The following is a 19,604-nucleotide window of genomic DNA, read 5'->3' on the forward strand; positions in this document are numbered from 1 at the left end:
GTACCATCGGCGCAACCCAGTCCCGCTCCACTGCGCACCGTGTTCCACGTCGTCCTCGTCCACCCGGAAATCCCTCCCAACACCGGCAACGCCATCCGCCTGGCCGCCAATACCGGCGTGCAGCTGCACCTGGTGCGCCCGCTGGGCTTCGAGCTCGAGGACGCCAAGCTGCGGCGCGCGGGGCTGGACTATCACGAATGGGCCCAGGTCCAGGTGCACGACGACTTCGCCGCCGCCATCGCCGCCACCGGCGCGGCGGCGGACCGCGTGTTCGCCTTCACGACGCGCGGCTCCCGGCTGTTCGGCGCGGTCCGTTTCCAGCCCGGCGACGCCTTCGTGTTCGGCAGCGAGACGGCGGGACTGCCCGCCGCCATCCGCGACGGCTTTCCGGAGACCCAGCGGCTGCGCCTGCCGATGCGACCGGGCCAGCGCAGCCTGAACCTGTCCAACTCCGTCGCGGTGGCGGTGTTCGAGGCCTGGCGGCAGTCGGGCTACGAAGGCGGCCTGTAAGATACGGATACGAAAAGGAGGAACGCGATGCCCATTCTGACCACCCACGTCGGCAGTCTTCCCCGCGGCGACGAACTGGCGCAATTGCTGCTTGCGCGCGACCATGGCCAGGAAGTCGATCTCGACCAGTTCGAGCGGACCGTGCAAGCGGCCATCGACGGCGCGGTGCAGAAACAGGTCCAGGCCGGCGTCGACATCATGAGCGACGGCGAACTCGGCAAGGTCGGTTATGCCACCTACATCACCGAACGGCTGGAAGGCTTCGGCGGCCACATCGACCGGCAGCCCGCCAAGGACCTGGCCGACTTTCCCGAACTGCGCAAGAAACTTGCCGCCATCATGGGCTCCCAGGAGTTCGTGCGCGCCGCCTGCGTCGGTCCGGTGAAGCTGCGCACCATGGAGCCCTGCCACGCCGACATCCGCCGCTTCAAGTCCGCCGTCGAGCGCCACGGCCAGGGCCGTCGGGCCTTCATGAACGCGGCCTCGCCGGGGCTGGTGACCGCGTTCCAGCCCAACAAGCACTATCCGACGCACGAGGCCTACCTGGCGGACCTGGTCGAGGCCATGCGCCCCGAATACGAGGCCATCGTGGCGGCGGGCTTCGACCTGCAACTGGACTGCCCGGACCTGGCCATGGCCGCCCACACCGGCTACCAGAACCTGAGCGAGGCCGAGTTCATCAAGCGGGCATGGCAGAACGTCGAGGCCCTGAACGCCGCCACTAGCAACATCCCGCCCGAGAAGCTGCGCATGCACATCTGCTGGGGCAACTACGAAGGCCCCCACCACTGCGACATCGCGCTGGAAAAGGTCATCGACCTGATCCTGGCGGCCCGGCCGGCCACCATCCTGTTCGAAGCCGCCAACCCGCGCCATGAACACGAATGGGAAATCTGGCGCGCGGCCCGGCCCGAGAACAAGATCCTAGCCCCCGGGCTGATCGACAGCTGCTCGAACTACGTCGAGCATCCGGAACTGATCCGCCAGCGGCTGGAGCGCTACGTCTCGTTCATGGGCGAAGACCGGGTGGTGGCCAGTACCGATTGCGGCTTCGGCACCTTCGCGAACTACGGCAAGATCGATCCGGCCGTGACCTGGATGAAGCTGTCGGCGCTGCGCGACGGCGCCGACCGGGCCAGCGCCGCCCGATAGGCGGACACGGAAGGAGCGGCCCGGGCAGGCGGGCCGCCTACCACTGCACCGACACGTACTTGGTCTCCATGTATTCCTGCATACCCTCCCAGCTGCCCTCCCGGCCCAGCCCGCTCTGCTTGACCCCGCCGAACGGCGCCGCCGGATCCGACACCAGCCCCCGGTTCAGCGCCACCATGCCGAACTCCAGCCGCTCCGCCAGCTTCAAGCCCTTGGCCAGGTCGCGCGTGTAGAGGTACGCGGCCAGGCCGTATTCCGTGCCGTTGGCCAGTTCCACCATCTCGTCCTCGGACGCCACGCGCACGATGGGCGCGACGGGGCCGAAGATCTCCTCGCTCAGCACGCGGCTGTCGGCGGGAACGTCGCCCAGGACGGTGGGCGGATAGAAGTAGCCCGGACCGGGCAGCCTTTCCCCACCGCACAATACTTTTGCTCCACGCGACACGGCGTCCTGGACCAATTCCTCCACCTTGTCGCGGGTCGCGGCGTCGATCAGGCTGCCAACCTGGTTGGCCTCGTCCAGGCCATGGCCGATCTTCTGTTCGCGCATGCGCTGCGCGAAGGCCCGGACGAAGGCGTCGTAGACCCCCGCTCCGACATAGAAGCGGTTGGCCGCCGTGCAGGCCTCGCCCATGTTGCGCATCTTGGCGATCATCGCACCGTCGACCGCGGCCTCCACATCGGCGTCGTCCAGCACCAGGAAAGGGGCGTTGCCGCCCAGTTCCATCGGCGTCTTCAGGACCTGGTCGGCGGCTGCCTTCAGCAGGATGCGTCCCACCTCGGTCGAACCGGTGAAGGACACCAGCCGCACGCGCGGGTCGTGCAGCCAGAGGTCCACCAACGGGCCCGAGCGCGACGTCGGCACGATGTTGACCACGCCGTCCGGCACGCCCGCCTCGGCCAGGATGCCGGCCAGCGCCAGCATGCTGAGCGGCGTCAGCGAGGCCGGCTTGACCAGCACCGTGCAGCCGGCCGCCAGCGCGGGAGCGATCTTGCGCGCCCCCATGGCCGAGGGAAAGTTCCATGGCGTGACCAGCGCGACGACGCCTATGGGCTGATGCTGGACCAGGATCCGGTAACCGCCGGCCGGCGCCTGGCTGACCGATCCCAGGTTGCGGCAGGCCTCTTCCGAATACCAGCGGAAGAACTCGGCGGCATAGCGGATCTCGGCCCGGCTGTCGGCCAGCGGCTTGCCGTTCTCCAGCGTGATGATGCGCGCCAGTTCCTCCAGCCGTTCCAGCATCAGCAGGTGGACCTTGCGCAGCACTTCGGCCCGGGTGCGCGGCGGTGTGTCGCGCCACGCGGGCAAGGCCGCCGCGGCGGCGTCGACGGCCGCGCGCGCGTCGTCCAGGCCGGCGTCGGCCACCTGGGCGACCGACTCGCCCGTGGCCGGGTCCGACACCGTGAACGAACGTGGCTGGGAAGGCCGCGCCCAGTTGCCGTCTATGTAGAGACCGGTGGGCAGATTGGCGATGGATAGCATAGGGATCTCGCGCATGGCGTCAGGCGGCGGTATCCATGGGATGACGGCCGACGAAGAAATCGCCGTTGGGCGAGTCGGTGGGCGTCAGGCCCGATTTGACCAGCGCCTGCCGCAGGCTGTTCATCGTGTTCTCGTTGATGCGCATGGTCGGCTGGCGCACCGGGCCGCCGTTGAAGCCATTGAGCCAACCCTCGAACTTCCACAGCATGCGGTTCAGGAACTGGGTCTGCGAGGAATACGAATTGGCCGCGGCCCGCGCCTTGCGCGCCGGCGTCAGCTGCCAGTAGAGCTTCGTGGCCTCGTCGTATTTCTTCTCCTGGATCAGGTTGAAGATGCGCGGGATCATGCCGCCGTAGTACTCGGTGTCGCTGGTGCCGATGAACTGGATGGGCACGAGCTGGGCCAGCGCCAGTGCGTACTGTTCGAGCGGCATGGTCACGACCACGTCCTTGCTGAACAGGCGATAGGCCTCGACCCAGCCCATGATGCTGGGCATGCCGCCCTCGGCCTTCAGCGCGGCGATGTTCGGGCAGTCGTCCAGCAGGCGCCGGATCAGCGGCGCCTCGAGGTCGGACGGGTGGACGCGCTCGAAGCCCCAGTGGGGCACCTGGAACAGCATCACGCCCAGGTCCGTCGCGTCGCAGAAGGCCTTGGTGTAGTCGTAGATGTCCTGCGAGGTGCGGGCGTAGAAGTTGGCCGGATAGGACAGCAGGATCAGCTCGGCGCCGTTGCGCTCGGCAATCTTCGCCGCCTCGATGTTCTCTTCCAGCGTGTTGAAGCTGGCATGGTGGATGAGTTTGAGCCGGCCGCGCGATTCGTCGTTCGCCCACGCGAAGAACTGCTCGTACTCGGGCAGCGTGATGGCCACTTCCGAGACCATCAGCGTGCCGGAGAAGCCCAGCTCGATCTCATGGCGGATGTCGTGGCGGATGCCCTGCTCGTTCAGGCCCTTGAGGTCGGCGGTGAACGAAGGGATCACGACGTTGGCGACGCCGCGCAGGTGTTCGTGTGCCCAGTCGCGGGCTTCGTGTCGTTGGTAGGAGGCCATGTTCCAGTTCCTGTGCGAAGAAATCTATTGTTTGTAGGTGAAGGCGATGGGCAGCTCGACGGCCAGCCCCGCGCGGGTGGCCAGGTCGAAGACGAGCTCGGCCGCGACGATGTCCTGCAAGGCCGAGCCCACCGACTTGAACATCGGCAGCCGGGCGCCGGCCGCGATCTCGCCGCGCACCAGCTGGTTGAGCGAGCGCAGCCTGGGGGCGAAATCGATGCCGCGGGCCCGCGCCTCCAGCATGTCCCCGGACTCGGCACTGACCTCGTCGGGCATGTCGCAGACGATGAGGTCGCAGCGCTCGACCACCGAGGCGTCGATCTCGCGCTGCTGCGGCAGCGTGGAGCCGACCGATACCAGCACCATGCCGTCGCGCAGCGCGTCGGCATGCAGGATGGGCGTCTCGTCGCGCGACCGCGCGGCCGCGATGCCGATGTCGGCGCCTTCCATTGCCGCCGCCGCGGTAGCCGCCGGCCGGCACGGCACGCCCAGCGCCGCTTCGAAATCACGCGCGAACTGCTCGCGGTTGGCCGGCGTGGGACTGTAGATCCGCAAGCCCTCGACCTGCCGCAGCGAGGCGATGGCCTGGACGTGGGCGCGCGCCTCGGCGCCGCTGCCCAGCACGCCCAGCCGCACCGGCCGCCGGGGCGCCAGGCAGTCGACCGCCAGCGCCGAGGTGGCCGCGGTGCGATAGGCGGTGATTTTGTTGGCGTCGAGCAGCGCGCGGATCTCGCCCGTGTCCTGGTCCGCCAGCGAAATCAGGTAGTTCATGCCGCGGTTGCGGCCGCGGCCGAACACCTTGGCGCCCATGAAGCGCTTGCCGGGCGGCACGCTGGCCAGGGCGCGCAGCGACGCGCCGTCGCCCCGGGCGAAGGTGCGGGGCGGACTGATGTGCTCGTCGTGGCGCTGGGCATAGGCCTCGCGCAGCGCGGCCACCAACGCGTCCCAGGTCAGCACCCGCTCGACCGCGTCGGTGCCGATGAAGACCGGCGCCGTGCCGCTCATTTGGCCACCTCCCGCGTCTCGGTCGCGGCGATGCGGTGCGTGATGGCCGCGATCGATTTCACGTAGGAGGCCCAGAACGCCGCGAACTGGGTTCCGGCGGAATACTTGACCTCGCCGCCCGCGCTGGACACGATCTTCTTGAACTCGGGATCGCCGGCCGCGGCCTCCACCGCCTGCCGGATCCTGCGCTCCACCGTCTGCGGCGTGCCGGAGGGAATGAAGATGGCCGTGCCCGCGACCGAGTCGAAGTCCACGCCGCCATCCTTCATCCGGGGCAGGCCGGCCGGATCGGTCCATGGTTCGTCGCCGGCGGTGGCCAGGTACTTCAGCCGCCCGGCCTTGACCTGGGTCAGCGACAGCGAGCGCGACAGCAGCGCGAAATCGACCTCGCCGGCCACCAGCGCGGTCACCAGCGGGCCTCCCCCCTGGTAGGGAATGTGCCGGACCTTGATGTGCGCCGTGTCCGCGAATGCGGCGGTGCGCACGTGCACCTCGCCGAAGAAGCCGGTCGACCCGTAGGTCAGGGCGTCGGGCCTGGCCTTGGCCGCCGCGATCAAGTCAGGAAAGGTCTTGTAGGGGCTGGCCTCGGGCACCACCATGGCCACCGGCTCGGCGCTCAGCATCGCGATGGGCGTGAGCTGCTCCAGCGTGAACGGCGGCTTCTGCTTGTTGACCACCGCCTGCTCGGGCAGGCTGGCCACGCTCAGCAGCGAACACAGGATCGTATAGCCGTCGGCCGGCGCATTGGCGACCTGGCTCACGCCTATGGCGCCGCCCGCCCCCGGGCGATTGACGACCACCACGGTCTGCTTGAGCGCGCGCTGAAGCGCGGGCTGCAGCGCGCGAGCCATGTTGTCCGCCGTGCCGCCCGGGGGAAAGGGAACGATCAGGTTGACCGGCCGGTCGGGATACTCCGCCCGCGCGCCGGGCGCGGCGACCAGCGACAGGGCGGCGAATGCCGCGGCCCACAGCGTGGTTTTCATGATGGTCTGTCTCCATGTGAAAGTGGTCTGGCGGCGCTCTGGCGGCGCCTTGCAGGCGGCCCGGCTGCCGGGCCCGCCATCCTGGCTGGATGGCCGGATCTGCCTTTCATCCGACCAATTGGTTTTATTTGGTTTTCAATGGTATTGATTTGTCGAACTATAAAGCCATTCTTCCCGCGACATTCCCGGTGTTTTCACCTAGATTCAATACCGTTCAGCGCCTTACAATGAAACCAATTTGAACCAATATAGGACCAGACATGCTCCCGTCTCCCAGCCTCCAGGTCCGCGCCGATCCTGTCCAGGCGCTGCGCGCGGAATTGCTAGACGGCCTGCGTACGGGAAAATGGGCGCCCGGCAGCCGCCTGCCGACCGAGCGCAGCCTGTGCGCGGATTTCGGCGTCAGCCGGTCCGCCTTGCGCCGGGTGCTGCAAGAGCTGCGGGACCAGGGCCTGATCGTGCAGAAGGTGGGAAGCGGAACCTATGTCTCGGACACGCCGTCCGGCGCCGCACCGGGCATCGTGGCGGCTGCGGGCAAGCTGCTGGCGATTCCGTCGGCCAGCCCGGCCGAGATCATGGAAGCACGGCTGTTGCTGGAACCCATGATCGTCGAGCTCATCGTCAGCAACGCCACCCTGGCCGACTTCGAACGGCTCGAGTCCTGCTGCGCGCGGTCCGAGGCCGCCGACACGCTGGAGGAGTTCGAGCATTGGGACAACGCGCTGCACGAGCAGCTGGCACTGGCCACCCACAACGCGCTGTTCGTCGGCATGTTCAGGCTGCTGGCGGAGGTGCGGAACAGCGGGGAATGGGGCTTCCTGAAAAAGAAGATCGTGACGCCCGAACGGCGCAGGGAATACGAGGCGGAACACCGCCGCATCGTGCAAGCCTTGAAGCATCGCGATGCGGACACCGCGCGGCGGGAAATCTTCGAACACATCGTGCACGCGCGGACCAATCTGCTGGGCCGGATCTGACTTCCCCGGCCCGGGCGGCAAGCCAGGACCGGGGGGCGTTCAGGCACGCGCCGGGCGCCGTACCGACCTGAGCGTCCCGCTCGTGCCGCCGCCGCAGAAGAAGCGGTCGGCGCCATCGGACTCCAGGCCCGACACGCCAGTGCCCGGCGGCATCTCCAGCTTCGCCAGGACTTCACCGCTGCGCGCATCGATGCGCCTCAGGTCGCTGGCGTCGCCTTCCCAGGTGCCGTGCCAAAGCTCGCCGTCGACCCAGGTCACACCGGTGACGAAGCGCTCGGACGTGATGGAGCGGAGGATCTTCCCGGTCTCGGGATCGATCTGGTGGATCTTGCGCGCGCGGTAGTGGCCCACCCACAAGGATCCTTCCGCCCATGCCAGCCCCGAGTCCTCGCCGCCGGCCGGCGACGGGATGGTGGCCAGCACCCGCCCCGTTTCCGGGTCGATCCTGCGGATGTGGCCGTCGGCGATCTGGTAGAGGTGCCGGCCGTCGAACGCGGTGCCGGCATTCGCCGGGATCTCGATGGAGCGCTGGACCTCGCCGCTGGCCGGGTCCATGGCGCTGAGCCGGTCGCCGGTGGCGAACCAGACGTTCTTGCCGTCGTAGGTCACGCCGTGCACGCCTTCGGCACCGGGAAAAGGGCCGTACTCGCGGAGAATGTGGGCTGTCGATGTCTTCATGGCTTTTGCTCGCTGGTAGGGTCAAGGAACGGGATGTCCATGGAGGCATCCTAGCCCTCCGGCAACGCGGCCGGGAGTAACAAGGTTGTCGCGAACCCGGGCACCGGCGGCATCAGCCAGCGGCGAGCCCGCCCCCGGCCGGTGGCCTGCACCCTGCCCGCTCCGGCCAGTTCGTCCAGGGCCCGCTGCACGGTACGCTGGCTGGCGCCCAGCGCCAGCGACAGCGCCGAACTCGACCACGATTCGCCGTCCGCCAGCAGGGCCAGCACCGCCGCGTGGGGCCCCTCCACGGGCCGGGCCAGCACGGCGACATCGCGCGCCCGGCGTGGCGCCAGCGCGAAGCCGCGCCGCGTCGCACCGACGTCCGCCAGTCCCGCCAGCGCCTTGCGCAGGCGGCCTATCTCCACACGCAGTCGCGCACGATGCGTCTCGTCGGGATGCCGCGTGCGGAAGGCGCGCTCGATCAGCGTCTCGCGGGCCACGTCGGCGGGCCACGCGTCGCCCAGCATGCGCGCGAGCGTGAACAAGACCGGGCGCCGCGCCAGCGGCACCACCAGCCTCCCCTCGCGCACCGCATGGCGGCAGGCATCGACCACGAGCGCATCCGAGGCCAACATCGCTTCCACCTCCGCCAGCGCGACCAGGCGCTCCTGCCCTTGCCATCTCAGCCGGGCCGCGGGCATGTCCAGGACGGCGGCGGCCTGCCTGACTTCGGCTTGCAGGGCGGGAATACCGGCGCGGTTCGCGGCCTGTTCCGCCCGTGCCAGCGCCGCCCGGGCGTCGGCGGTGCGCAGGCGCCGCATTGCAATCCCCGCCGCCAGCAGTTCATGGATGGCCGCCGCGGCAACCGTCAGCGGACCGGCATCGACCCCGGCCAGCAGCCGTTCAGCCTCCGCCAGGCGGCCGATCAACAGGCAACGCCGGATTTCCAGGTGGCGCACGTGCGCGACATTGGTCAGATCGCCATGCGCCTCGAGCGTGGCGCGCGCGGCCGCCAGCGCCTTGTCCGGCCAGGCCAGCTCACGCGACGCAAGCGCGATCTCGGCCTCGGCCACGACGCAGCGCGCGCGGGCCAGGGCCTGCCCGGGTCCGAACGCGCCAGCCGCCCGCCGCACCAGCATCCTGGCGCGGACGAATTCGCCAAGCTGGGCCATCGCGATGCCGCGCAGCGCCAGTGCCGGCGGATCGTCGCGCAGCGCCACGCGGTTCAAGGCCCCGAAGGGATCACCGGCGGCCAGCGCCCGGGCGGCCTCGGCTATCAGCGCATCCATCCGAATCCCGCCACATTTGTCACTCCCGCCGTCCGGCGGCCCGATCCTAATCTAGCACACGCCTCCCGCATGCCGATCGCGCCGATCGGGTCCGACCCGCGGGAAATCCAAGGAGAAACGATGATGCGACATACGACAGGCACACGGGAAGAATGGCTGGCCGCGCGGCTCGATCTGCTGGAGGCCGAGAAGGCCTTGACGCGCCAATCGGACGCACTGGCCCGGCAGCGGCAGGCGCTGCCCTGGGTGGCGATCGGCAAGAACTACCGCTTCGACACGGAGCAAGGCAGCGCATCGCTGGCCGACCTCTTCCAGGGACGATCGCAACTGCTCGTCTATCACTTCATGTTCGGTCCCGACTATCAGGCGGGATGCCCGTCCTGCTCGTCGATCGCCGACAGCTTCGACGGCTTCGCCGTCCACCTGGCCAACCACGACGTCACGCTGATGGCGGTCTCGCGCGCGCCGCTGGCCAGGCTGCTGGCGTACAGGCAGCGCATGGGCTGGCGCTTTCCCTGGGCCTCGTCCCAGGACGCCGACTTCAACTTCGACTTCAGCGTCTCGCACACCGAGGCCCAACAGTTCGAACAAGGCATCGCCTACAACTACCGGCGCGAACCCGCCTGCGGCTGCCACCCGGCCCCGGCTGACACCGGCCAGCGCGTCGATGGCCGCCTGGCCGCGATGTGCGGCACCGACACGAACACCTACCTGCGCGAACGCCCAGGCATGAGCGCCTTCGCGATCCAGGACGGCACCGTCTACCACACCTATTCCACCTACGCGCGCGGGCTGGACGGACTCTGGGGCATGTACCAGTGGCTGGACCGCGCGCCGCTGGGGCGCAACGAGCAGGGAGTCTGGTGGCGCCGGCGCGATGAATACGGCAGGCGCTGAGATGCGGGCGGCGTGGCGGCATGCCGGCAGGCGCTTCGTGGGCGGCACGGCGCTGGTCCTGGCCGCGACCGGCGCGTTCATGCTGGCACGAGCGGTGCATCTGGCCTGAAGCGCCAGATGGAAAATAGCCCCCGCGCTTGCCGCTGTGCGGCGGCGCTGTCCCCCAGGGGACGTTCTCATCTTGGAAAAAAGGCGCTCCGGAGAGCGCCTTGGCTTGAAGAGGACGGGCCCCGTTCAATCGAGCGTCAGGTTCAAGCGCTTGATCACCGCGCCCAGCGTCTGCTGTTCCTTCTTGATCAGCGCGGTCAGTTCGGCCGGGGTGGACGGCGCGGCGGTGAAGTACTGGGCGGTCAGCTGCTTCTGCACTTCCTCGCTCTTGATGATCTGCACCAGCTCCTTGTTCAGCCGGTCGATGATGGGCTGCGGCGTACCCGCGGGCATCAGGATGGCCTGCCAGGAGATGACCTCGAAATCGGGCACGCCCTGCTCCCCCATGGTCGGCAGGTCGGGCAGCGCCGGGCTGCGCTTGGTGCTGGTCACGGCCAGGGCCTTGAGCTTGCCGTCGCGCACCTGCGGCATGGCGATGGCGGGCACCATGAAGCCGGCCTGCACCTGGCCACCCAGCATGGCGGTCACGACCTGCGGGAAGCCGGCGTACGGCACGTGCAGGATGTCCAGGTTTTCCTTGCCCTTGAGCAATTCCATCGCCAGGTGGGCGGAGCTGCCCGCGCCGACGGTGCCGTAGTTAAGCTTGCCGGGCTCCTTCTTCACCAGCGAGGTAAAGGCGCCGACCGAGTCGACGTTCAGCGAGGGCGGCACGACCAGCACGTTGGGGCTGGTGGCGACCAGCGTGACGGGCGCGAGGTCCTTCAGCGGGTCGTAGTTGAGCTTGGTGTAGAGCGCGGGGGCGGTGGCCAGCGGTCCGTTGATGGTGAACAGCATGGTGTAGCCGTCCGGCGCGGCATGGGCCACCGTGCCGGTACCGATGTTGCCGCCGGCGCCGGGCTTGTTGTCGATCACGATCGCCTGCCCGAGCTGCTTGGCCAGCGGCTGCGAGATCACGCGCGCGATGATGTCGGGCGACGAGCCGGCGGGGAACGGCACGACCAGCTTGATGGGCCGGCTGGGCCAGTCGTGCTGGGCGAAGGCGGGGGTGGCGGCCATGAGGCCGGCGGCCACGGCCGCGCCGAGCAGGCGGCGGCGCAGGGCCGGCGCGGAGGAGGCGGAAGAATGCATGGATATCTCCGTTATTGGATGTTGGACTGGCGGGCGGGACTGCTTCACACCGCGTCGCTGTTCTTGACCCATCGGTCCACATGTACCGGCTGCGCGCTGGCCAGGCGGTCCAGCAGGCGGTCGATATCGGTGTCGACGATCAGCGCCTCGAGATGCACGGCGCGCACGAACCCCTGTTCATGGGCATGGCGCGCGAAGGCAAGCAAGGCATCGTAATAGCCGTTGGCGTTGAGCAACCCCACCGGCTTGGAGTGGTAGCCGATCTGTTGCCAGGTCAGCACCTCGAAAAGTTCGTCCAGCGTGCCAAAACCGCCGGGCAGCGCGACGAAGGCATCCGAGAGCTCGACCATGCGGGCCTTGCGGGCGTGCATGGTGGGCACGACGTACATGTCGGTCAGGCCCTTGTGCCCGACTTCCTTTTCCCACAGCCGCTCGGGGATGACCCCGGTCACCTGCCCGCCCGCCTCGAGCGCGGCATTGGCCACGTGCCCCATCAACCCGACACTGCCGCCGCCGTACACCAGCCGCATTCCCCGCCCCGCCACCGCGCGCCCGAAGTCGCGCGCCACCTCGGCGAAGAAAGGATCGTTCCCGGCACTGGCGCCGCAATACACACAAACCGCATCCATCTGAAATTCCCTTAAGAACCCCTACCGCCCCCGGCCCCAGGCACCTCCGCCCCAGGATGCCGCGGATCCGGCTCCGCCGGTCCGCCAGCATCGCCCCCCTGGGGGGGCGCGCGCAAGCGCGTAGGGGGGGCTTCCACCTTCGGATCACGAGCCAGCAGGCGAGACACCGCCTGCGCCGGCGGCACGCGGTCGAACAGCACCGAGCAGACGGCCTCGGTAATCGGCATCTCGATCCCGCAGCGGCGAGCCAGGTCGCGCACGGCCGGCGCGCAGCGCACGCCCTCGGCCACCTGGGTCATGTCGCCCAGGATCTCGTCCAGCGACCGGCCGCGGCCGATTTCCAGGCCAACGTGGCGGTTGCGGGACAGGTCCCCGGTGGCGGTCAGGATCAGGTCGCCCAGTCCGGTCAGGCCGGAGAAGGTGTCGGCCTGCGCGCCCAGGGCCACGCCCAGGCGCGTCATCTCGGCCAGGCCTCGGGTGATGAGGGCGGCACGGGCGTTGGCGCCCATGCCCAGGCCGTCGCCGATGCCGCAGGCGATGGCCATGATGTTCTTGACGGCGCCCCCGACCTCGACGCCGACGATGTCCTCGCTGCCGTAGACGCGGATCGCGCCGCCGTGCAGCGCATCGGTCACGCGGTCGCGCAGTTCCGCGCTGGCGCTGGCGATGGTCAGCGCCACCGGCAGCCCGCGGGCCACCTCGCGGGCGAAGGACGGGCCGGACAGCACGCCGGTGGAAATACCGGCCGCGCCGGCGAACGCCGCCTCCGCGATGGCGTGCGGCAGCCGGCCGGTGCCCGCGTCCAGGCCCTTGCAGGTCCAGGCCACGGCGAGGTCGCTGATGCCGTGGCGGGCCACGCCTGCCGCCACGTCGCGGCAGGCCTGCTCCATGCCGGCGACCGGCACGCCCAGGATCAGCAGCGGGCGCGGGGCACCGCGCAGGTGGCCGAACAGGTCGTCCAGTTCGCTCGTGCAGCGCAGATCCGGCGGCAGCGCGACCCCGGGCAGGTAATCGGCGTTCTCGTGGGTATCGGCGATGCGGCGCGCCAGTTCGGGACGGCGCGCCCACAGCATGGTGGCATGGCCGCGGGCGCAGGCGGCGGCAAGCGCCGTGCCCCAACTGCCCGCCCCCAGGACGGCGACGCGCAGGCCCGGCGCCATGTCCGCCATGATGCCGCGGCCGCTCAGTGCTTGGTGCCCGGCGGCAGGATCAGGCCGGCATCGTTGCCGGCCTGGGCGACTTGCTGCTCGGCGGCGGCCTGGGCCACGCGCTGCTCGTAGATGGCCTGGAAGTTCACCTCGGCCAGATGCAGCGGCGCCATCGACGCGCGGGTGATGGCGTCGGCGATGTTGCTGCGCAGGTAGGGGTAGATGATGCCGGGGCAGGCGATGCCCAGGATGGGGTCGAGCTGCTCCAGCGGAATGTTGGCCAGTTCGAAGATGCCGGCCTGCTTGCCTTCGACCAGGTACAGGACCTTGTCGCCGACCTTGGTGGTCACGGTGGCGGTCACGGTCACTTCGAAGACGGTCTCGGCCAGCGCCTGGGCGCCGACGTCGATGGCGACCTCGACTCCGGGCTGCTCGGTTTCCAGGAAGATCTGGGGCGCGTTGGGCAACTCCAGCGACAGGTCTTTCAGGTAGACGCGCTGGATGTTGAACACGGGGGCTTGCTGCTCTTGATTGTCGGACATGGGGAGAAAGTCTGGAAACGGAAAGCCTGCTGGCTGAACCCGGCCCCCGGTACGCGCGGAGCCGAAACGTATGCACCAAAAGAACACGCCGGGGACGCGCCCCGGCTACAACGAAATCACTGGTCCTGCGTCGCCTGGCCGGCAAGCAGGGGTTGCAGCCCGCCCGCGCGGTCGAGCGCGGCGAGTTCGTCGAAACCGCCCACGTGCGTATCGCCGATGTAGATCTGCGGCACGGTGCGCCGGCCGGTGCGCTCGATCATCTCGGCCCGGCGCTCGGGCTCGGCATCGATGCGCACCTTCTCGATCTCCTGCACGCCGCGCTGCTTGAGCAGCATCTCGGCGCGCATGCAAAAGGGGCAATACCCCGTCGAATACATCAGGACTTTCTGCATGGCGCTATCCCTTCGCAATGGGCATGCCCGCCTGCACCCAGCCGGACAGTCCTCCCGACAGGCTGCTGACCTCGGCAAAACCCTGGGCCTTGAACTGGGCCACCGCCTTGGCCGCGTCGCGGCCGTTGCTGCCCACCAGGATGAGCGGCTTGTTCTTGGGCAGGCCGGCCGCCTTCTGTGCCAGGTCGGCCAGCGGCACGCTGCGCGACTGGGCGATGTGCCCGGCCGCGAAATCGGCCGCCGGGCGCACGTCGACGAACACCGCCTGGCGCTGGTTGACCGCGGCCGTGGCTTCGGCCGCGCTCATGGCTCCCCCGGCCTGGCCGCCCCGCAGCGATTGCCACAGCAGCATGCCGCCCGACACGAGGGCCAATGCGATCAGGAGAATGTTGTCGAGGATGAATTTCACGAGCGGACCCTGGAAACCTGGTGGGAGGAACACACGCCCCGCCGGCCGGACAGCCTGGCGTTACGCGCGCTTACGAATTCGCAAAACGGCGGGAAAACCACAAGATCCGCCGGATTTTTGCCGTTGCGGCGGCCCGATTCCGGCCCCGCGGCAAAGACAATGCCGCAGGATTATAAAATGTCGGGATAGGCAGCCGCTTTTTCAACGGGCTGCTGCCGTCAGTCCCCGCCGTTTTCGGGCGGGCAGCCGAATTGTATTCAACCTTTACGCGCAGCGCCCCTGCGCTCCCGGGACATGGTCAAACTCGTACTGATGCGTCATGGCGAAAGCCAATGGAACCTTGAAAACCGCTTCACCGGCTGGACCGACGTCGACCTGACGGACAAGGGCCGCGAAGAAGCCCGCAAGGCGGGCGAACTGCTCAAGCAGGAAGGGTACGACTTCGACCTCGCCTACACCTCGGTCCTGCGCCGCGCGATCCGCACCCTGTGGATCGCCCTGGACGCCATGGACCACATGTACCTGCCGATCGAGCACAGCTGGCGCCTGAACGAGCGCCACTACGGCGCCCTGCAAGGCCTGAACAAGGCGGAGACCGCCGCCCAGTACGGCGAGGAACAGGTGCTGGTCTGGCGCCGCGCCTACGCCATCGCCCCGAACCCCCTGGCCGCGGACGACAAGCGCCACCCGCGCTTCGATCCGCGCTACGCCGGCCTGCCGGCCGACGAACTGCCCGCCACCGAGTGCCTGAAGGACACCGTGGCCCGGGTCGTTCCCTACTGGAACGAGACCATCGCCCCGTCGCTGAAGGCCGGCAAGCGGGTGCTGATCGCCGCCCACGGCAACAGCCTGCGCGCGCTCATCAAGCACCTGGACGGCATCTCGGACGACGACATCGTCGGCCTGAACATCCCCACGGCCCAGCCGCTGGTGTACGAGCTGGACGAGGACCTCAAGCCGATCCGCCACTACTACCTGGGCAACGCGGACGAAATCGCCGCCGCCATGGCCGCCGTGGCTGCGCAAGGAAAGGCCAAGGCCAAGTGAAGCGGCTCGCGGCGATACTTCTGATCGCCTTGCCCGCGGCGGCGGGCTGGCCGCTTGCCGCGGCCGCCGCCGACGCGGGCAAGGCGCCCTCCGACCCGGCGGCCGTGGCGCGCGAGCGCGAAGCCCTGCGCAAGCGACTGGAAGCGCTCAAGAAGGACATCGCCGAGGGCGAGGAAGAACACGCCGACGCGGCCGACGCCCTGAAGGAGTCGGAGCAGACCATCTCCAAGGTCAACCGCCGGCTGGTCGAGCTGGGCAACGCCCAGCGCCGGGCCAATGCCGAGCTGGAGCGCCAGAAGCAGGCCATTGCCGAAAAGGAAAAGAACCTGGCCCAGCGCCAGGCCCACCTGGCCGACCTGCTGCGCCGCCAGTACGCGGTGGGTGGCCTCACGCCCTGGGGCGCGTTGCTGTCGGGCGACGACCCGCAGCGGCTGAACCGCAATCTCGCCTACCTGGGCTACATCGCCCAGGCCCGCGCCAACACCGTGACCGAGCTGCAGGGCGAGCTGGAGGAACTGGCGCAGTTGCGGGCCCAGGCCGACACCAAGCGCAGCGAGCTGGAACAACTGGCGTCCGAGGAGAACAACCAGCGCCAGGAACTGCTCAAGCAGTCCGAGCAGCGCCGCAAGGTCCTGGCCGACATCTCGTCCAAGCTGAACAGCCAGCGCCGCCAGGCCGCCAGCCTGGCGCGCGACGAGCAGCGCCTGTCGCGCGTGATCGAGGACCTGACCCGCATGCTGGCCAGGCGCGCCGAGGAAGCCCGCCGCAAGGCCGAGCAGGCGCGCAAGGCGGAACTCGCCCGCCGGGCGGAGGAAGCGGCCAGGCGGGCCGCCGCGCAGCGCGCCGCCGAACAGGCCGCGCGCGAGGCCGGCAAGCCTCCCCCGCCACCGCCCCCCGAGCCCCCGCCCGAGCGCGCGGTGGCGCGCAACGACACCCTGCCCGACGCCTCGCTGGCGGGCCAGTTCGAGAAGCTGCGCGGCCGCCTGCGCCTGCCCGTGCGGGGCGACATCGTGGGCCGCTTCGGCGCCGCCCGCGGCGAAGGCGGCACCTGGAAGGGCGTCTTCATCCGCGCCAGCGAAGGCACCGAGGTACGGGCGGTCGCCGCCGGCAAGGTGGTCTTCGCGGACTGGCTGCGAGGCTTCGGCAATCTCCTGATCATCGACCACGGCAGCCAGTACCTGTCGATTTACGGCAACAACCAGTCGGTGCTTCGCCACGTCGGCGACGACGTCAAGGGCGGCGACGTCGTGGCCAGCGTGGGCGCCACCGGAGGGCAGGCGGAATCGGGCCTATACTTTGAACTGCGGCATCAAGGCGCGCCGTTCGACCCGCTGCGGTGGGCCTCGTTGCGCTGACCCCCCTACCCGGATATCCTGATCGCACGCGCGCTTGCGCGCCTTCCCCAGCACATTCAACCTATCGACGAGAACCCGCGAGGCCCTGGGATGTCAAAGCTTGACGTCCCGAACCGGGGCCCGGAGGAATACATGGGCAGCAAGAGTAAAGTTCGCAGTATCGGCCTGGTCAGCCTGGGCGTGGTCGCCGGTGTCCTGGTCAGCCTGGGCATCACCGCCGTGGCGCAGCGGGAAACCCGTGGCCCCTTGCCGCTGGAAGAACTCCGGCAGTTCTCGAATGTCTTCGCCACCATCAAGAACAACTACGTCGAGCCGGTCGAAGACAAGAAGCTGATCGACGGCGCCATCGCCGGCATGCTGTCCGATCTCGACCCGCATTCGGCCTACCTGGACGCCGACGCCTACCGCGAAATGCAGACCGCCACGCAAGGCGAATTCGGCGGCCTGGGCATCGAGGTCGGCACCGAGGACGGCTTCGTCAAGGTCATCTCCCCCATCGAGGACACCCCCGCCGCGCGCGCGGGCGTCAAGGCCGGCGACCTCATCGTCAAGATCGACGACAAGTCCACCAAGGGGCTGCTGCTGAACGATGCGGTCAAGCTGATGCGCGGCAAGCCCAAGACCTCGATCACGCTGACGCTGGTGCGCAAGAACGAGGTCCAGCCCATCGTCGTCAAGATCGAACGCGACATCATCAAGGTCCAGAGCGTGCGCAGCAAGATGCTGGACGGCAATACCGCCTACGTGCGGATCGCCCAGTTCCAGGAGCAGACCGGCGCCGACCTGGCCACGCACCTCGAACGCCTGGGCAGGAGCGGCGCGCCCAAGGCGCTGGTGCTGGACCTGCGCAACGACCCGGGCGGCCTGCTGCACAGCGCGATCGCGGTCTCGGCCGCCTTCCTGCCGCAGAACACGCTGGTGGTCTCCACCGACGGCCGCACCGCCGACGCCAAGCGCAAGTACCAGACCAATCCGGCCGACTACCTGCGCAGCAGCGACGACTACATCAAGCGCCTGCCGGCCTGGACCAAGACCGTGCCCATGGTGGTGCTGGTGAACGCCGGCTCGGCCTCGGCCTCGGAAATCGTGGCCGGCGCGCTGCAGGACCAGAAGCGCGCCCGGGTGCTGGGTGCCCAGACCTTCGGTAAGGGCTCGGTACAGGTCATCCTGCCGATCTCGCGCGACTCGGCCATCAAGCTGACCACCTCGCGCTACTACACGCCCAACGGACGGTCCATCCAGGCCAAGGGCATCGTGCCCGACTACCCGGTCACCGACACGCCCGAGGGCGACCTGTACGAGCGGCCGCGCGAAGCCGACCTGGCCAAGCACCTGCTGAACGACAAGGATCCAAACGGCGAGATCAAGTCGGCCGCCCAGGATCCGGCCAAGGCCGCCGAGCGCAAGACCATCAAGCCGATCGAGTTCGGCAGCGCCGACGACTTCCAGCTCGCGCAGGCGCTGAACCTGCTGGCCGGCAAGCCGGTGCAGCTGGCCAAGGCCGAAGACGTGGCCAAGGCCGCCGCCGAACTGGCCGAGCGGAACAAGACTCCCGCCGAAAAGGCCAAGGACGCCACGAAGGACGAGAAGCCCGCCGCGCCCGTCCCCGCGCCGCCCGAGCAACCCGTTCCCGCGCCGGCCAAGTGAACGACGAGCAGCTACTGCGCTATTCGCGGCATGTGCTGCTGGACGAAATCGGCATCGAAGGGCAGCAGCGCCTCCTGGAGGCGCGTGCCCTGATCGTCGGGGCGGGGGGACTCGGCTCGCCCGCCGCCTTCTACCTGGCTTCGGCAGGCGTGGGCAACCTGGTACTGGCCGACGACGACACCGTCGACCTGACCAACCTGCAACGCCAGATCCTGCACACCACCGACCGCGTGGGCCGCTACAAGGCCGAATCCGGCAAGCAGACCCTGGCCGCTATCAACCCCGAGGTCGCCGTCCAGGCCCTGACCCAGCGGCTGATGGACGAGGCGCTGGACGCCCAGGTGGCCGCCGCCGACATCGTGCTGGACTGCACCGACAACTTCGCCACCCGCCACGCCATCAACCGCGCCTGTGTCCGGCACCGCAAGCCGCTGGTCTCGGGCGCGGCCATCCGGTTCGACGGCCAGGTCGGCGTGTTCGACCTGCGGCGCGGCGATGCGCCGTGCTATCACTGCCTGTTCCCCGACGGCGAGGACGTCGACGAAGTCAATTGCGCCACCATGGGCGTATTCGCGCCGCTGGTGGGCATCGTCGGTTCGACCGAGGCGGCCGAGGCGATCAAGCTGCTGGCGGGCATCGGCACCAGCCTGTCGGGGCGCCTGCTGATGCTGGACGCGCTGGCGATGAAATGGCACGAAGTGCGGGTGGGCCGGGACGCGGGCTGCCCGGTGTGCGGCGGGCGTCCCGCGCATCCACCCGCCTCCTGAACGGTATCGGCGCCCGCCCTGGGAGGTCCCCATGAAGATCAAGCACATCGCGCTGGTCGTCCCCGATCTCGAGGCAGCCGCCACCTTCTACGAAACCGCGTTCGACATGAAGCGCGTCGGGCGCGACGACCTGGAAATGGGCTCGGGCATCTACCTGTCGGACGGCAGCACCAACCTGGCCCTGCTGCAGTACAAAGAAGGCCATCCGCTGGCGCCGTCCAGCGGTTTTGCGGGCGTGCACCACTTCGGCTTCCAGGTCGACGACCTGGCCGAGGCCGAGCGCCGGATCGAGGCGGCCGGCGGCAAGTTCTTCTTCTCGCTGGGCAACGATCCGGAAAAGAAGAACTTCGAGAAGAAGTTCAAGGACCCCTTCGGCGTGGTGTTCGACATCTCGAAAAGCGGCTGGGAAGGCACCGGCCGCGACTGAC

The 19,604-nt window shown here is 69.0% G+C and carries 21 protein-coding genes; 9 read left to right on the top strand and 12 right to left on the bottom strand.

The features are described from left to right. The first annotated feature begins 39 nt into the window (after positions 1-39). Positions 40-510: a tRNA (cytidine(34)-2'-O)-methyltransferase gene (locus ABD104_RS19225; RefSeq protein ID WP_087838644.1), complete on the top strand. Its 471-nt coding sequence runs from the start codon at positions 40-42 to the stop codon at positions 508-510. 27 nt (positions 511-537) lie between these two features. Next, a complete protein-coding gene (locus tag ABD104_RS19230) occupies positions 538-1,662 on the top strand; it encodes a cobalamin-independent methionine synthase II family protein (protein WP_132979590.1) in 1,125 nt (374 codons plus the stop codon). A gap of 37 nt (positions 1,663-1,699) precedes the next feature. Here ABD104_RS19230 and ABD104_RS19235 read toward each other — a convergent pair whose 3' ends face one another. Genes ABD104_RS19235 through ABD104_RS19250 form a run of 4 tightly spaced genes read right to left on the bottom strand, consistent with a single transcriptional unit; the run spans position 1,700 to position 6,181 of the window. After that, the gene (locus ABD104_RS19235) at positions 1,700-3,145 is read right to left on the bottom strand and encodes an NAD-dependent succinate-semialdehyde dehydrogenase (RefSeq protein ID WP_087838646.1); all 1,446 of its coding nucleotides are present in this window, start codon (positions 3,143-3,145) and stop codon (positions 1,700-1,702) included. 19 nt (positions 3,146-3,164) lie between these two features. Then, positions 3,165-4,193 carry a dihydrodipicolinate synthase family protein gene (locus tag ABD104_RS19240; RefSeq protein ID WP_087838647.1) on the bottom strand — a complete coding sequence of 343 codons (1,029 nt, stop codon included), beginning with the start codon at positions 4,191-4,193 and terminating at the stop codon, positions 3,165-3,167. A 24-nt stretch (positions 4,194-4,217) separates the two neighbouring features. Beyond that, positions 4,218-5,198 carry an ornithine cyclodeaminase family protein gene (locus tag ABD104_RS19245; RefSeq protein WP_087838648.1) on the bottom strand — a complete coding sequence of 327 codons (981 nt, stop codon included), beginning with the start codon at positions 5,196-5,198 and terminating at the stop codon, positions 4,218-4,220. After that, positions 5,195-6,181, bottom strand: coding sequence for a Bug family tripartite tricarboxylate transporter substrate binding protein (locus ABD104_RS19250; protein ID WP_087838649.1), 987 nt, complete (start codon positions 6,179-6,181; stop codon positions 5,195-5,197). Before ABD104_RS19250 ends, ABD104_RS19245 begins: the two co-directional genes overlap by 4 nt. Before the next feature lie 260 nt (positions 6,182-6,441). On the opposite strand from ABD104_RS19250, the gene ABD104_RS19255 reads away from it, so the two are divergent. Next, positions 6,442-7,158, top strand: coding sequence for a FadR/GntR family transcriptional regulator (locus ABD104_RS19255; RefSeq protein WP_087838650.1), 717 nt, complete (start codon positions 6,442-6,444; stop codon positions 7,156-7,158). Positions 7,159-7,197: 39 nt separating this feature from the next. On the opposite strand, the gene ABD104_RS19260 is transcribed toward ABD104_RS19255, so the two are convergent. Continuing rightward, a complete protein-coding gene (locus ABD104_RS19260) occupies positions 7,198-7,836 on the bottom strand; it encodes a Vgb family protein (protein ID WP_279815822.1) in 639 nt (212 codons plus the stop codon). A 50-nt stretch (positions 7,837-7,886) separates the two neighbouring features. Then, positions 7,887-9,107, bottom strand: a complete 1,221-nt coding sequence (locus tag ABD104_RS19265) for a helix-turn-helix domain-containing protein (RefSeq protein ID WP_087838651.1) — start codon at positions 9,105-9,107, stop codon at positions 7,887-7,889. 120 nt (positions 9,108-9,227) lie between these two features. Here ABD104_RS19265 and ABD104_RS19270 point away from each other — a divergent pair, with 120 nt between their 5' ends. Continuing rightward, complete coding sequence (locus ABD104_RS19270; RefSeq protein WP_087838652.1) at positions 9,228-10,004, top strand: DUF899 domain-containing protein; 777 nt, start codon at positions 9,228-9,230, stop codon at positions 10,002-10,004. A 234-nt stretch (positions 10,005-10,238) separates the two neighbouring features. Here the strand turns inward: ABD104_RS19270 and ABD104_RS19275 are convergent, their stop codons facing one another. The 6 genes from ABD104_RS19275 to ABD104_RS19300 form a co-directional block, all read right to left on the bottom strand. Then, positions 10,239-11,240, bottom strand: coding sequence for a Bug family tripartite tricarboxylate transporter substrate binding protein (locus tag ABD104_RS19275; protein ID WP_087838653.1), 1,002 nt, complete (start codon positions 11,238-11,240; stop codon positions 10,239-10,241). 44 nt (positions 11,241-11,284) lie between these two features. After that, positions 11,285-11,869 (bottom strand): LOG family protein, encoded by a 585-nt coding sequence (locus tag ABD104_RS19280; RefSeq protein WP_132979586.1) that lies wholly within the window; start codon positions 11,867-11,869, stop codon positions 11,285-11,287. Positions 11,870-11,880: 11 nt separating this feature from the next. After that, positions 11,881-13,038 carry an NAD(P)H-dependent glycerol-3-phosphate dehydrogenase gene (locus ABD104_RS19285; RefSeq protein WP_343928037.1) on the bottom strand — a complete coding sequence of 386 codons (1,158 nt, stop codon included), beginning with the start codon at positions 13,036-13,038 and terminating at the stop codon, positions 11,881-11,883. 14 nt (positions 13,039-13,052) lie between these two features. Then, complete coding sequence (secB, locus tag ABD104_RS19290) at positions 13,053-13,559, bottom strand: protein-export chaperone SecB (RefSeq protein WP_087838656.1); 507 nt, start codon at positions 13,557-13,559, stop codon at positions 13,053-13,055. A 116-nt stretch (positions 13,560-13,675) separates the two neighbouring features. Further along, positions 13,676-13,951, bottom strand: coding sequence for a glutaredoxin 3 (gene grxC, locus ABD104_RS19295; RefSeq protein WP_087838657.1), 276 nt, complete (start codon positions 13,949-13,951; stop codon positions 13,676-13,678). A gap of 4 nt (positions 13,952-13,955) precedes the next feature. Next, positions 13,956-14,303 carry a rhodanese-like domain-containing protein gene (locus ABD104_RS19300; protein ID WP_132979664.1) on the bottom strand — a complete coding sequence of 116 codons (348 nt, stop codon included), beginning with the start codon at positions 14,301-14,303 and terminating at the stop codon, positions 13,956-13,958. 351 nt (positions 14,304-14,654) lie between these two features. On the opposite strand from ABD104_RS19300, the gene gpmA reads away from it, so the two are divergent. From gpmA to ABD104_RS19325, 5 genes are all read left to right on the top strand, one after another. After that, positions 14,655-15,407 carry a 2,3-diphosphoglycerate-dependent phosphoglycerate mutase gene (gene gpmA, locus ABD104_RS19305; RefSeq protein ID WP_132979584.1) on the top strand — a complete coding sequence of 251 codons (753 nt, stop codon included), beginning with the start codon at positions 14,655-14,657 and terminating at the stop codon, positions 15,405-15,407. Further along, positions 15,404-16,762 carry a murein hydrolase activator EnvC family protein gene (locus ABD104_RS19310; protein ID WP_087838659.1) on the top strand — a complete coding sequence of 453 codons (1,359 nt, stop codon included), beginning with the start codon at positions 15,404-15,406 and terminating at the stop codon, positions 16,760-16,762. The genes gpmA and ABD104_RS19310 overlap by 4 nt, the downstream gene beginning before the upstream one ends. A gap of 132 nt (positions 16,763-16,894) precedes the next feature. Further along, on the top strand, positions 16,895-18,409 hold the full coding sequence (locus tag ABD104_RS19315; protein ID WP_132979583.1) for a S41 family peptidase: 1,515 nt from the start codon (positions 16,895-16,897) through the stop codon (positions 18,407-18,409). Next, positions 18,406-19,176 carry a HesA/MoeB/ThiF family protein gene (locus ABD104_RS19320; RefSeq protein ID WP_087838661.1) on the top strand — a complete coding sequence of 257 codons (771 nt, stop codon included), beginning with the start codon at positions 18,406-18,408 and terminating at the stop codon, positions 19,174-19,176. The genes ABD104_RS19315 and ABD104_RS19320 overlap by 4 nt, the downstream gene beginning before the upstream one ends. Positions 19,177-19,207: 31 nt before the next feature. Then, a complete protein-coding gene (locus ABD104_RS19325; RefSeq protein ID WP_087838662.1) occupies positions 19,208-19,603 on the top strand; it encodes a VOC family protein in 396 nt (131 codons plus the stop codon). Position 19,604: the final 1 nt, after the last annotated feature.

The organism is Pigmentiphaga daeguensis, assembly GCF_039523035.1.
Classification (GTDB): Bacteria; Pseudomonadota; Gammaproteobacteria; order Burkholderiales; family Burkholderiaceae_B; genus Pigmentiphaga; species Pigmentiphaga daeguensis.

Coding starts and splice junctions, on each gene's coding strand:
- ABD104_RS19230 (WP_132979590.1), top strand. CDS start 538: ATGCCCATTCTGACCACCCACGTCGGCAGTCTTCCCCGCGGCGACGAA.
- ABD104_RS19235 (WP_087838646.1), bottom strand. CDS start 3,145: ATGCTATCCATCGCCAATCTGCCCACCGGTCTCTACATAGACGGCAAC.
- ABD104_RS19240 (WP_087838647.1), bottom strand. CDS start 4,193: ATGGCCTCCTACCAACGACACGAAGCCCGCGACTGGGCACACGAACAC.
- ABD104_RS19245 (WP_087838648.1), bottom strand. CDS start 5,198: ATGAGCGGCACGGCGCCGGTCTTCATCGGCACCGACGCGGTCGAGCGG.
- ABD104_RS19250 (WP_087838649.1), bottom strand. CDS start 6,181: ATGAAAACCACGCTGTGGGCCGCGGCATTCGCCGCCCTGTCGCTGGTC.
- ABD104_RS19255 (WP_087838650.1), top strand. CDS start 6,442: ATGCTCCCGTCTCCCAGCCTCCAGGTCCGCGCCGATCCTGTCCAGGCG.
- ABD104_RS19260 (WP_279815822.1), bottom strand. CDS start 7,836: ATGAAGACATCGACAGCCCACATTCTCCGCGAGTACGGCCCTTTTCCC.
- ABD104_RS19265 (WP_087838651.1), bottom strand. CDS start 9,107: ATGGATGCGCTGATAGCCGAGGCCGCCCGGGCGCTGGCCGCCGGTGAT.
- ABD104_RS19270 (WP_087838652.1), top strand. CDS start 9,228: ATGATGCGACATACGACAGGCACACGGGAAGAATGGCTGGCCGCGCGG.
- ABD104_RS19275 (WP_087838653.1), bottom strand. CDS start 11,240: ATGCATTCTTCCGCCTCCTCCGCGCCGGCCCTGCGCCGCCGCCTGCTC.
- ABD104_RS19280 (WP_132979586.1), bottom strand. CDS start 11,869: ATGGATGCGGTTTGTGTGTATTGCGGCGCCAGTGCCGGGAACGATCCT.
- ABD104_RS19285 (WP_343928037.1), bottom strand. CDS start 13,038: ATGGCGGACATGGCGCCGGGCCTGCGCGTCGCCGTCCTGGGGGCGGGC.
- secB (WP_087838656.1), bottom strand. CDS start 13,559: ATGTCCGACAATCAAGAGCAGCAAGCCCCCGTGTTCAACATCCAGCGC.
- grxC (WP_087838657.1), bottom strand. CDS start 13,951: ATGCAGAAAGTCCTGATGTATTCGACGGGGTATTGCCCCTTTTGCATG.
- ABD104_RS19300 (WP_132979664.1), bottom strand. CDS start 14,303: ATGCTGCTGTGGCAATCGCTGCGGGGCGGCCAGGCCGGGGGAGCCATG.
- gpmA (WP_132979584.1), top strand. CDS start 14,655: ATGGTCAAACTCGTACTGATGCGTCATGGCGAAAGCCAATGGAACCTT.
- ABD104_RS19315 (WP_132979583.1), top strand. CDS start 16,895: ATGGGCAGCAAGAGTAAAGTTCGCAGTATCGGCCTGGTCAGCCTGGGC.
- ABD104_RS19325 (WP_087838662.1), top strand. CDS start 19,208: ATGAAGATCAAGCACATCGCGCTGGTCGTCCCCGATCTCGAGGCAGCC.